General features: G+C 68.8%; 14 protein-coding genes. 11 read left to right on the top strand and 3 right to left on the bottom strand.

Annotated elements, in window-relative coordinates:
* Both AAG801_RS35250 and AAG801_RS35255 read left to right on the top strand, forming a co-directional pair.
* Nucleotides 1-129: ATP-binding protein (locus AAG801_RS35250; RefSeq protein WP_341892610.1), on the top strand; the 129-nt coding region annotated here is incomplete at its 5' end.
* A 24-nt stretch (nt 130-153) separates the two neighbouring features.
* Nucleotides 154-1,914, top strand: coding sequence for a cytochrome c biogenesis protein DipZ (locus AAG801_RS35255; RefSeq protein ID WP_341892600.1), 1,761 nt, complete (start codon nt 154-156; stop codon nt 1,912-1,914).
* Between the two features lie 12 nt (nt 1,915-1,926).
* On the opposite strand, the gene AAG801_RS35260 is transcribed toward AAG801_RS35255, so the two are convergent.
* Genes AAG801_RS35260 through AAG801_RS35270 form a run of 3 tightly spaced genes read right to left on the bottom strand, consistent with a single transcriptional unit; the run spans nt 1,927 to nt 2,611 of the window.
* Nucleotides 1,927-2,178, bottom strand: coding sequence for a hypothetical protein (locus tag AAG801_RS35260; protein ID WP_341892601.1), 252 nt, complete (start codon nt 2,176-2,178; stop codon nt 1,927-1,929).
* Between the two features lie 10 nt (nt 2,179-2,188).
* Nucleotides 2,189-2,434 carry a hypothetical protein gene (locus AAG801_RS35265; protein WP_341892602.1) on the bottom strand — a complete coding sequence of 82 codons (246 nt, stop codon included), beginning with the start codon at nt 2,432-2,434 and terminating at the stop codon, nt 2,189-2,191.
* 9 nt (nt 2,435-2,443) lie between these two features.
* Entirely contained in the window at nt 2,444-2,611 is a 168-nt protein-coding gene (locus AAG801_RS35270; RefSeq protein ID WP_180839010.1) for a hypothetical protein, read from the bottom strand.
* 204 nt (nt 2,612-2,815) lie between these two features.
* Between AAG801_RS35270 and AAG801_RS35275 the strand changes: the two genes are divergently transcribed.
* From AAG801_RS35275 to AAG801_RS35315, 9 genes are all read left to right on the top strand, one after another.
* Nucleotides 2,816-3,766 (top strand): LysR family transcriptional regulator, encoded by a 951-nt coding sequence (locus AAG801_RS35275; protein WP_341892603.1) that lies wholly within the window; start codon nt 2,816-2,818, stop codon nt 3,764-3,766.
* Between the two features lie 156 nt (nt 3,767-3,922).
* Entirely contained in the window at nt 3,923-4,432 is a 510-nt protein-coding gene (locus AAG801_RS35280; RefSeq protein ID WP_341892604.1) for a hydroxyquinol 1,2-dioxygenase, read from the top strand.
* Between the two features lie 23 nt (nt 4,433-4,455).
* Nucleotides 4,456-5,463 carry a hydroxyquinol 1,2-dioxygenase gene (locus AAG801_RS35285; protein ID WP_341892605.1) on the top strand — a complete coding sequence of 336 codons (1,008 nt, stop codon included), beginning with the start codon at nt 4,456-4,458 and terminating at the stop codon, nt 5,461-5,463.
* A 91-nt stretch (nt 5,464-5,554) separates the two neighbouring features.
* Nucleotides 5,555-7,018 carry an aldehyde dehydrogenase family protein gene (locus AAG801_RS35290; protein ID WP_341892611.1) on the top strand — a complete coding sequence of 488 codons (1,464 nt, stop codon included), beginning with the start codon at nt 5,555-5,557 and terminating at the stop codon, nt 7,016-7,018.
* A gap of 12 nt (nt 7,019-7,030) precedes the next feature.
* Nucleotides 7,031-8,098 (top strand): maleylacetate reductase, encoded by a 1,068-nt coding sequence (locus AAG801_RS35295; RefSeq protein WP_341892606.1) that lies wholly within the window; start codon nt 7,031-7,033, stop codon nt 8,096-8,098.
* A gap of 48 nt (nt 8,099-8,146) precedes the next feature.
* Entirely contained in the window at nt 8,147-9,400 is a 1,254-nt protein-coding gene (locus tag AAG801_RS35300) for an ABC transporter substrate-binding protein (protein WP_341892607.1), read from the top strand.
* Nucleotides 9,401-9,412: 12 nt separating this feature from the next.
* Nucleotides 9,413-10,132 (top strand): ABC transporter ATP-binding protein, encoded by a 720-nt coding sequence (locus AAG801_RS35305; RefSeq protein ID WP_341892612.1) that lies wholly within the window; start codon nt 9,413-9,415, stop codon nt 10,130-10,132.
* A gap of 145 nt (nt 10,133-10,277) precedes the next feature.
* Entirely contained in the window at nt 10,278-11,003 is a 726-nt protein-coding gene (locus tag AAG801_RS35310) for an ABC transporter ATP-binding protein (RefSeq protein WP_341892608.1), read from the top strand.
* On the top strand, nt 10,996-11,800 hold an 805-nt coding region (locus AAG801_RS35315), incomplete at its 3' end, for a branched-chain amino acid ABC transporter permease (RefSeq protein ID WP_341892609.1). The genes AAG801_RS35310 and AAG801_RS35315, both read left to right, overlap by 8 nt.

The following is an 11,800-nucleotide window of genomic DNA, read 5'->3' on the forward strand; positions in this document are numbered from 1 at the left end:
GGCACCGGCCTGGGCCTCGCCATTGCGCATCAGCTGGCCATGGCCATGGGCGCCGAACTCACGCTGCACAACCGCGCCGAAGGCGGGCTCGAGGCGCGGCTGGCGTTGGCCGCCGCGCCGGTCCGCTGAAGCCAATCCAACACCTTTCACACCATGCTCATCCTCCTCATCGCCTGCCTGGGCGGGGTGCTCACGATCCTGAGCCCCTGCATCCTGCCGGTGCTGCCCTTCGTGTTCGCGCGCGCCGACCGTCCGTTCCGCTCGCACGGCCTGCCGATGCTCGTGGGCATGGCGCTGGCCTTTGCCATGGTCGCCACGCTGGCCGCGGTGGGCGGCGGCTGGGTCGTCACGCTCAACGAATACGGGCGCTACGCCGCGATGGCCTTGCTCGCGCTGTTCGGTGCGACGCTGCTGTTCCCGCGCGTGGCCGACCGCCTGAGTCGGCCGCTCGTGGCGCTGGGCTTGCGCATGTCCGACGCGCAGGGCTCGGCGTTTTCACCGCTGTGGCTGGGCGTGGGCACGGGCCTGCTCTGGGCGCCGTGCGCGGGGCCGATCCTCGGGCTGATCCTGACGGGCGCGGCGCTCAACGGCGCGAGCGTCGGCACCTCGCTGCTGCTGCTCGCCTATGCCGCCGGCGCGTGCACGTCGCTCGCGGTGGCGCTGCTGTCGGGCGGTCGATTGCTCGCAGCGCTGAAGCGCACGCTGCCGACTGGCGAAAGGGTGCGGCGCATCGCCGGCGCGGCGGTGCTGGCAGGCGTCGGCGCCATCGCGCTGGGGCTGGACACCGGCTGGCTCGCGCGCCTGTCGCTGGGCACCACGTCGGCACTGGAGCAGGCGCTGGTCGACACGCTCCGCAAAGACACGCCGCAGGCGCAGCGCGCAGACACCGGCTTCATGCGCGTCTCGGACGCTCGCCCGGCGCCGGTGCCCGCGCACAACCTCCGCGTCGAAGGCCACCTGCCGTCGCTGGCCGGCGCGACCGGGTGGATCAACTCGCCGCCGCTCACGCCCGAGGCCCTGCGCGGCAAGGTGGTGCTGGTCGACTTCTGGACCTACTCGTGCATCAACTGCCTGCGCACACTGCCCTACGTGCGCGCGTGGGCCGACAAGTACAAGGGCGCGGGCCTGGTCGTCCTCGGCGTGCATGCGCCGGAGTTCGCGTTCGAGAAGAACCCGGCCAACGTGCGCAAGGCCGTGAAGGACCTGGGCATCGGGTTCCCGGTGGCGCTGGACAACGACTTCGCCATCTGGCGTGGCTTCGACAACCAGGCCTGGCCGGCGTTCTACTTCGTCGATGCGCAGGGGCGCATCCGCCATCACCAGTTCGGTGAGAACCGCTACGACAAGGCCGAGCAGGTCATCCAGCAGCTGCTGGCCGAGGCCGGGCAGGCCAGCAATGTCGCCGCTGGATTGGTGGCGCCGCTGGGGCAGGGCACCCAGGCCGCGCCCGGCGCCGAGCCGGCACAGTCTGGTGAAACCTACCTGGGCCATGCCCGTGCGCACGGCTTTGCGTCGCCCGGCGGCATCGCGCGCGACCGTGCGAAGGCCTACGAGCCCGCGGCTTCATCGCTGCGCACCAACCAGTGGGCGTTGGGCGGCGACTGGACCGTGGAAGCCGAGCGTGCTGTGCTGAACCGTGCCAACGGCCGCATCGCCTACCGCTTCAAGGCGCGCGACCTGCACCTGGTGCTGGGGCCGATGGCCGACGGCAAGCCGGTGCGTTTCACGGTGCGGGTCGACGGCCAGCCGCCGCTGGCGGACCACGGCGCGGACACCGATGCCCAGGGCCATGGCGTGGTCGATGCACAGAAGCTGTACCAGCTGGTGCGGCAGTCGGCGGGCGGCAGGGAGCGGTTGTTCGAGATCGAGTTTCTCGACGCGGGCGCGCAGGCCTACGCGTTCACCTTCGGGTGAGCGCGGCCGACGTCAGGGCGCGACGCGCGCAGCGTTGACGGCCCGGCAGGTGTCGACTTCCAGTCGCGTGGGCAGCGCAAAGCAGCGGGCGTCCGCCTCGCGCGCAACGGCTTCGCGCAGTTGCCGCTCCTGCGCGGTTTCCACCTGCAGCTCGACGAGCCATTTCATGAGCAGCGCCATCACGATCAGCAGCACGACCGAGGCCGCGAGCAAGGTCGTGCGCCAGCTCTGGACGCGGAAGACGGAAGCGTTGGACGTGCTCATGTCTTGACCCTCAGCGCGACAGCTGCGGAAAGATCCAGAGGCTCATGCCGAGCACCACGCCCGCGCCGAGCGACATGGCCGCCGCGGTCGCGAACAGGCAGGCCACGACCAGGCTCGGAACGACCACCGACATGCTCAGGAACGCGATGGCCACGAGCACGTACGCCAGCACTGGCAGCAGCGCGATGTAGGCCGGCCGCGAGGTGCCGGCCGGCAGTTCGTCGGGCGTCATGTCACGCAGAAACGGGTTCAGCATGGCGGGCGATCAGCAGTTGCCCTTCTTGGCCTGGCCCGGCGGGCAGAAGTTGCCGCCCTTGTGCGCGGGCGCGGGCTCCGCACGCGGTGGCGCGTGGTGGTGCACACAGGCGCTCATGAGAACGGATGCCGCCAGCGCGAGCATCACGGTGATCGTGGATTTGGTGGATTGGGTCATGGGAACTCCCTGGTTTGATTTGTTATGCACCTCGGGTGCTTCGGGGCTGGACAATAGTTGTCTCATTAACAATCCCACAGGGAAATGCTCACATTTGTGAGCGAATTGAAGGGGGTGCGGTCAATCTCCGTGCGGGATTGCGCAGTACTTCACACCTGTGCGGCCGACCGGCCGCCGCCGCAGAACCGCTACATTGCATGCCCCATGGACCGACTCGACAACATAGAGACCTTCGTGCGGGTCGCACAGACCCAGAGCTTTGCCGAGGCCGCGCGTCAGATGCGGGTGTCGAAGTCGGTGGTGACCAGCCGCGTGAAGCAGTTCGAAGACCATGTCGGCGCGCCGCTGTTCCACCGCAGCACGCGCGTGGTCCGGCTCAGCGACGTGGGGCAGGCCTTCCTGCGCGACTGCGTCGAGCTGGTCGGCCGGGCCAACAACATCATGGACCAGATGCGCGACGCCAAGGACGGGCCCACCGGCACGCTGCGCGTGCATGCGCTCACCGGTTTCGTGCTGGGGCATTTCGCGACGCTGCTGCGGGCCTTCCAGGTGAGCTTTCCGGATATCCACCTCGAACTCATCGTGAGCGACGCGGTGGTCGATCCGGTGAAGGCGGGCGTCGATTGCGCGCTGCAGATTTTTCCGGCGGCGTCGACCGAGCTGGTGTCGCGCCCGCTGTTTCCGGTGCGCCGCGTGTTCTGCGCCACGCCCGAGTACCTGGGCGCGCACGGCCGGCCCGCGAGCCCGCGCGAGCTGCACAAGCACACGCTCGGCCTGTACTCGGGCTACCCCACGCGCGACCGCTGGACCTTTCACCACGCCGGTGAGCAGGTCACGATGTACATGAGCGCCGCGCTGCTCACCAACAGCGTCCACCTGCTGCGCGAATACGCCATGGAGCACGCCGGCATCGTCTGCCTGCCGACGCTGGTGGCCGGCGAGGCGATCCTGCGCGGCGAGCTGGAAGTGGTGCTGCCGGCGCACCAGCTGTCGTCGTTCTCGCTCAGCGCGGTGTACGCGGGCACCTCGCGCAATGCGTTCAAGTTGCGGCTCTTCATCGAGCACCTGACCCAGGCGTTCTCGAAGGTGCCGCCGTGGGACGCGGCCATGATCGAACGGGGCCTGCTGCCGCCGGGCCTGATCTCGGACGCCTGACGCGAGCGCCGTCCGTTCCGGGGTAAACCCTGTGCATTGAACGGATTTGCCGAACAATGCGGCCCGCGTTTCGGGCCTACCGCTGTGGCCCTTCGTTTCCTACAGTGCAGACATCGCAGCCGCCACGCTGCATCGTCCGGCACCTCAGGAGACACCATGACCGTCGCATACCAGACCCGCTTCGGGTCCCTCAAGCATTTCGAGAAGGGCCATGTCGAGCCGATCGACGACGACGTGCGCCACTACGCGTTCTCCAACTGCTTCGAGATCGCCAGCATCAGCGCACCGTACGAGAAGGTCGTGTTCGGCCAGAACCAGATCTACGTGCTGGAAACGCTGCGCGCCGAAGGCCCCTCGCCCTGGTACACGAGCGCGCACGACGAGTTCGCACTGGTGATGGACGGCGAGGTCGAAGTGCACCTCGTGCAGCTCGATGCGGCCCAGACCGTGGCCGACACCGAGAAGAACGGCGCCGTGCTTGTGAAGGGCGAACCCCAGGGCAAGAAGATGGGCTGGATGAAGCTCTCGCGCGGCCACCAGGGCCTGCTGCCGAAGAACACGGCCTACCAGTTCCGCGTGGCCGGCGACCCCGGCGTGATCGTGCTGCAGACCTGCAAGGGCGACCTCTCCGTAGAGAAGTGGGCCGACATCTGCCAGACGCACTGAATCCGCCATCCAGGAGCCACACCATGAACGCACCCGCAGAACTCGCCAAGGTCCTCGCATCGCAGCCCGACGCCACGCTCGGCTACAAGAATTTTTCGCTCGGCAGCTTCGGCTTCCGCCGCGACGAGTACTTTGCCCACATCACCTGGAAGACCCGTGACGGCCGTCCCATGAGCCACACCATGGACGCCGGCAGCTACCTGCGTGCGCTGATGCGCGACGTGGCCTGGGGCTTCTTCTACGGCTGGGTCAACTTCGACAACGTGTTCGGCACCATCAACCACTACGACTCGGTCGACCTGTACGCCGGCAGCTTCAACGGCACCATGAAGGACGCGGGCATCGACCTGCTCGAGAACTTCCCCACCGCGCAGATCCGCGCCACCTTCGAGGCCATGCTCGACGACTGGACCAACGAGAGCTTCGACCCTTTCGCCGCGCCGCAGGAAACCGGCTCGGCCTACGGCCGCAAGAGCGGCAACAACACCGCCAAGATCACCCGGGCGCGCGAGCTGGCCAAGCGCTGCGTGGGCCTGAAGGGCGACCTCGACCTGCGCAGCGACGAACGCGGCGCGCCCATCAACCGTGCTTTTGCCGACGTGCCGCAGGCCCAGCCCGAGCTGCACCCCGAGCCCGGCTTCGAGAACGAGGTGCACGCCTTCAACCTCTTCGGCTTTTTGAGCCGTTCGCAGGTGACGTGGAACCCGAGCTTCACTTCGGTGGTGAAGCACAGCTACATGTGCCCGACAACCGAAGAGCACATCCTGCCGATCATCCACGGCAACGACCGCGTCGAGTGGTTCTTCCAGATGACCGACGAGATCCACTGGGACTGCGGCGACAAGAACACCGGCAAGCCCATGGCCCGCGTGATCATGAAGGCCGGCGACATGGCCGCCATGCCCGCCTACTGCCGCCACCAGGGCTTCAGCCCCAAGCGCTCGATGCTGCTGGTGTGGGAGAACGGCTCGCCGAGCCTGGTCTTCGAGATCCAGAAGGGCGAGTCGCCCGAGATTCCGGTCGAGTTCTGAGCGGCCGGCCCGCCTCCTTTTTTCCTCCGCCACCCATCCATCCAACCCTCCCCGCGCGGGAGGGCGAGGAGAACCCATGCCTGCTCTTTCCATCCGCCACCAGCTTTTCATCGACGGCCGTTTTGTCGATGCCGAATCCGGTGAGACGCTCGCCACGCTGAACCCGCACGACAACACGCCCATCGCCCAGGTCGCGCTGGCCGGCAAGGCCGACGTCGACAAGGCCGTGGCCGCCGCGAAGCGTGCGTTCCCGAAGTGGAGCCGCATGGCCGCCGCCGACCGCGGCCGCATCCTGCTGAAGCTGGCCGACCTCATCGAGGCCAACGGCGAAGAGCTCGCGCGGCTCGAATCGCTCGACACCGGCCACCCGATCCGCGACTCGCGCCGGCTCGACGTGCCGCGCACCGCCGCGTGCTTTCGCTACTTCGGCGGCATGGCCGACAAGTTCCAGGGCGAAACCATTCCGGTGGAAGAGGGATTTCTCAACTACACGCTGCGCGAGCCCGTCGGCATCGTCGGGCAGATCGTGCCGTGGAACTTTCCGCTCATGTTCACGAGCTGGAAGATGGCGCCCGCGCTCGCGGCCGGCAACTGCATCGTGATGAAGCCGGCCGAGATCACGCCGCTCAGCTCGCTGCGCATCGCCGAGTTGATGGCCGAGGCGGGCGTGCCGCCCGGCGTGGTCAACATGCTGCCCGGCCTGGGCAGCGTGGCGGGCCAGTACATCGCAGAGCATCCCGAGATCGCCAAGATCGCCTTCACCGGCAGCACCGCCACCGGCCGGCGCATCGTGCAGGCCAGCGCGGGCAACCTGAAGAAGGTGCAGCTCGAGCTCGGCGGCAAGGGCCCCAACATCGTGTTCGAGGACGCGAACCTGCAGGCCGCCGTGAACGGCAGCGCCTGGGCCATCTTCCACAACCAGGGGCAGGCCTGCATTGCGGGCTCGCGGCTGATGCTGCACGAGAAGATCGCCGACGCATTCCTCGAACAGTTCATTCCGCTGGCCCAATCCATCCGCCTGGGCAACCCGCTCGACGAGAACACCGAGATGGGCCCGCTCACCAGCGCCCAGCATCGCGACCGCGTGCTGAGCTATGTCGAGGTCGCGCAGGCGCAGGGCGGCGAGGTGCTGGCCGGCGGCAGGTCGCCCGGCGGCGACCTTGCACAAGGCTGCTACGTCGAGCCGACCGTGGTGCGCGCCAAGTCGTACCAGGACCGCGTGGCGCAGGAAGAGGTGTTCGGCCCCTTCGTCACCGTGCTCACCTTCAAGAGCGACGAAGAAGCGATGCAGATCGCCAACGGCACCGACTACGGCCTGGGCAGCGGCTTGTGGACCAACAACCTGCAGCGCGCCCACAAGGTGGCGCGCGACCTGCACGCCGGCATGGTCTGGATCAACAGCTACAAGCGCGTGAACCCCGGCTCGCCCTTTGGCGGCGTGGGCCAGAGCGGCTACGGCCGCGAGATGGGCTTCGACGCGATGCGCGAGTACACGCAGGTCAAGAGCGTGTGGGTCAACGTCGACGCGCAGATTCCGCCGCACTTCGTGCGCTGAACGGAACGCGCCATGCACGACTTCATCCACACCACCCATCCGCAGCGCGTGGTGTTCGGCGCCGGTTCGCTGCGCCACCTGGCGCGCGAGATCGATGCGCTGGGCGCGAAGCGGGCGCTGGTGCTCTGCACGCCCGAGCAGCGCCCGCAGGCCGAGCGCGTGGCGGCGTCGCTCGGTGCGCAGGCGGCCGGCCTGTTCGACCGTGCCGTGATGCACGTGCCCGTCGAGACGGCGCGCGAGGCGCGTGACCTGGCGCGCCAGCTCGGCGCCGACTGCGCCGTGGCGCTGGGCGGCGGTTCCACCACGGGGCTGGGCAAGGCCATCGCGCTGGAGTCCGGGCTGCCGATCGTCGCCATTCCCACCACCTACGCGGGCAGCGAGATGACGCCGATCTACGGCCTCACCGAGAACGGCCTGAAGCGGACCGGCAAGGACCCGCGCGTGCTGCCGCGCACCGTGATCTACGACCCCGAGCTGTCGCGCACGCTGCCCGTGGGCCTGAGCGTGACGAGCGGTATCAACGCCATCGCGCACGCGGCGGAAGGGCTGTATGCGCAGGACAGCAACCCAGTGATGGACCTGATGGCCGAGGAGGGCATTGCCGCACTTGCACGCGCACTGCCCGCCATCCGCGTTCAGCCCGACGACCTGGCGGCGCGCTCCGACGCGCTCTACGGCGCCTGGCTCTGCGGCGGCGTGCTCGGCGCGGTGGGCATGGCCTTGCACCACAAGCTGTGCCACACGCTGGGCGGCAGCTTCAACCTGCCGCACGCCGAGGTGCACACGGTGGTGCTGCCGCATGCGCTCGCGTTCAACGCGCAGGCCGCGCCGCGTGCCATGGCGCGCATCGCGCGCGCGCTCGGCGGCGTGTCGGCACCGGCGGCGGTCTATGCGCTGGCACGCGACAACGGCGCGCCGGTGGCGCTGAAGGACATCGGCATGCGCGCCGCCGACCTCGATCGCGCGGCCGACATCGCCGTCTCCAACCCCTACTGGAACCCGCGGCCCTTCGGCCCGGCCGAGCGCGACGCGATCCGCGCGCTGCTGCAGCGCGCCTTCGACGGCGAGCCGCCGGGTTAGCCCACGGCGCGGGCACAGACACACACACGAACAACGAAGGAGACAGCCATGACATTCAACCGCAGACAGTTCACGCAGGCCACCGCCGCACTCGTGGCCTCGGGCGCCACACCGCTGGTGTTCGCCGCCGACACGCTCAAGATCGGCTACGTGTCGCCGCAGACCGGGCCGCTCGCGCCCTTCGGCGAGGCCGACAAATGGGTGATCGAGCAGATGAAGGTCGCCTTCAAGGACGGCATCTCCGTCGGCGGCAAGAAGTACGCCGTGCAGATCGTGCTGAAGGACAGCCAGTCGAACCCCAACCGCGCGGGCGAGGTGGCGAACGACCTGATTCTGAAGGACAAGGTCGCGCTGGTGCTCACGGCCGGCACGCCCGAGACCGCCAACCCGGTGAGCGATGCCTGCGAACTCAACGAGGTGCCGTGCATCTCCAGCGTGGTGCCGTGGCAGCCGTGGTTCTTCGGCCGCAAGGGCGACCCGGCCAAGGGCTTCAACTGGACCTACCACGTGTTCTGGGGGCTCGAGGACGTCATCGCCACCTTCACTGCCGGCTGGAAGACCGTGGCCACCAACAAGAAGGTCGGCGGCCTGTTCCCCAACGACGGCGACGGCAATGCCTGGGGCGACAAGGAGCTGGGCTTTCCGAAGCCGCTCGCGCAGATGGGCTTCACGCTCACCGACCCCGGCCGCTTCCAGAACGGCACGCAGGACTTCAGCGCGCAGATCGCGGCCTTCAAGCGCGACAACGTCGAGATCGTCACCGGCGTGGTGATCCCGCCCGACGCCAAGACCTTTCTCACGCAGGCGCGCCAGCAGGGCTTCAAGCCCAAGGTGATCACGCTCGGCAAGGCGTTGCTGTTCCCGGGTGCCATCGAGGCCTTGGGCGAGCTGGGCGATGGTCTCTCGACCGAGGTGTGGTGGAGCCCGTCGCATCCGTTCAGCTCCAGCCTCACGCAGCAAAGCGCCAAGGCGCTGGCCGAGGCCTACGAGGCCGGCACGAAGAAGCAGTGGACGCAGCCCATCGGGTTCGCGCATGCGCTGTTCGAGGTGGCGGCGAACGCGCTGTCGCGTGCCAAGTCGCTGAAGGCCGGCGACGTGCGCGACGCCGTGGCCGCGACCTCGATCAACTCCGTGGTCGGCCCCGTGAAGTGGGGTGGCCAGGGCCCGTTCAAGAACGTCAGCAAGACGCCGCTGGTGCTCGGCCAGTGGGGTAAGGGCAAGCAGCGCAAGATGGAGCTGACGCTGGTGAACAACGAGGCCGCGAAAGCGATTCCCACCGGCGGCGCGCTGCGCCTGCTCTGAGTGGCCGTTGCCATGACGCTGCTGGCATTGCATGGGGTGAGCAAGTCCTTCGGGGCGCTCAAGGTCACGGACGGCATCACGCTGTCGGTGACCGAGGGCGAGACGCTGGGCATCCTCGGGCCCAACGGCGCGGGCAAGACCACGCTGTTCAACCTGATCTCGGGCGACGCGCGCGTCGACGCCGGCCGCGTGGAGTACGCGGGCCGCGACGTGACACGGCTGCGCCCGCACCAGCGCTGTCGCGCCGGCATCGGCCGCAGCTACCAGGTGCCGCAGCCCTTCGGCCACATGAGCGTGTTCGAGAACCTCGTCACCGCCGCCTGCTTCGGCGGCCAGCAGTCCGAGCGCGAGGCGTGGGAGACGGCGTACGAGGTGCTGGGCCAGACCGGCCTGGCGGCACACGCCAACAAGCCGGCCGGCGGGCTCACGCTGCTCGACCGCAAGCGGCTCGAGCTGGCGCGCGCGCTCGCGACCAAGCCGCGCCTGCTGCTGCTCGACGAAATCGCGGGCGGGCTCACCGAGCCCGAGGCGGCCGTGCTGGTGGCGGAACTCAAGCGCATCAAGGCGCGCGGCGTGACCATGATCTGGATCGAGCACGTGGTGCATGCGCTCCTGTCGCTGGCCGACCGGCTGTTCGTCATCAACTTCGGGCAGCAGCTCGCGGAAGGCCCGCCGCGCGCGGTGATGAACGACCCGGAGGTGCGGCGCGTGTACATGGGGATCGAGGCATGACTGCGACCTGTCTTCGCATGGCTCCTTCCCCTTCCGGGGGAAGGTTGGGATGGGGGCACGACGGCGCCGGTTTCGCCGCGGCGCCTCATCGAACGCCGCTGGCCCCCACCCCAGCCCTCCCCCGGAAGGGGAGGGGGAAAAGACCATGACTGCACTGCTCGACACCCACGGCCTTCTGGCCTTCTACGGCGATGCGCAGGCGCTGTTCGGCATCGACTTCACGCTGTCGGCCGGCGAGCTGGTGGCGATCATCGGCGCCAACGGCGCGGGCAAGTCGACCTTTCTCAAGAGCCTCACGGGGCTGCTGCGCGCGCCGTCCGAAGCGATCCGCTTCAAGGGCGCGCCCATCGGCGGCCTCCCGCCCGGCGAGATCGTGCGGCGCGGCCTGGCGATGGTGCCGGAAGGCCGGCGCCTGTTCCCGAGCCTGAGCGTGGAAGAGAACCTGCTGATGGGCGCCACGCCGCGCCGCGCGGGGCCGTGGAACCTGCAGCGGCTGTACGGCCTGTTCCCGATCCTGGCCGAGAAGCGGCGCCAGCCTGCCACCTCGCTGTCAGGCGGGCAGCAGCAGATGGTGGCGCTGGGCCGAGCGCTCATGAGCAACCCCGAGCTGCTGCTGTGCGACGAACTGTCGCTCGGCTTGGCGCCGGTCGTCATCCGCGAGATCTATGCGGCCATGCCGGCCATCACGGGGGAGGGCATGACGGTCGTGATCGTGGAGCAGGACGTGCGCATGGCGCGGCAGGTGTCGCAGCGCGTGTACTGCTTCCAGGACGGGCGCGTGTCGCTCACGGGGCGCTCCGACGAACTCACGGCCGAGCAGATATCGCAAGCCTATTTCGGCAGCGTCGGCATCGAGGACTCCCATGCTTGAAACCCTGCTCCAGGGCGTGCTGCTCGGCGGTCTCTACACGCTGTTCGCGCTCGGCCAGTCGCTGATGTTCGGCGTCATGCGGCTGACCAACACCGCGCAGGGCGACTTCATCATCCTGGGCGCCTTCGCGGTGATCGCCGGCGTCTCGATGACCGGTGCCGCGGTGCCGTGGCTGGTGGTGCTCGCGGTGCTGCCGCTGGCCTTCGGCTTCGGCTACCTGCTGCAGCGCCATGTGCTCAACGGCACGCTGGGCAAGGACCCGCTGCCTTCGCTGGTCGTGACCTTCGGCCTGTCGATCGTGATCCAGAACCTGCTGCTGGAGCTGTTCTCGGCCGACCCGCGCGCCATCGAGGTCGGTGCGCTGGCCACCGCGTCGGTGCCGCTGGGCGATGCACTGGCGCTGGGCGCACTGCCGCTGGTGATCCTGGCGGTCGCGGTGGCGGCCACGGCCGTGATGCAGTGGATGTTCGCGCGCACGCCGCTGGGCCGCACCTTCCGCGCGGTGTCCGACGACCGCGAGATCGCCGAGCTGATGGGCCTGAAGGCCAAGCAGGTCTACGCGCTGGCCACGGGCATCGCCTTCGTGCTGATCGCCATCGCCGGTGCGCTGCAGGGCATGCGCACCACGGTGTCGCCGTCGGACGGCCCGCTGCTGCTGCTGTTCGCCTTCGAGGCCGTGATCATCGGCGGCATGGGCTCGTTCTGGGGCACGCTGGCCGGCGCCATGATTTTGGGCATCGCGCAGCAGATCGGTTTTCGCATCGACCCGGGCTGGGGCATCTGGTTCGGCCATCTCG

This window comes from Variovorax sp. YR752, from assembly GCF_943372545.1.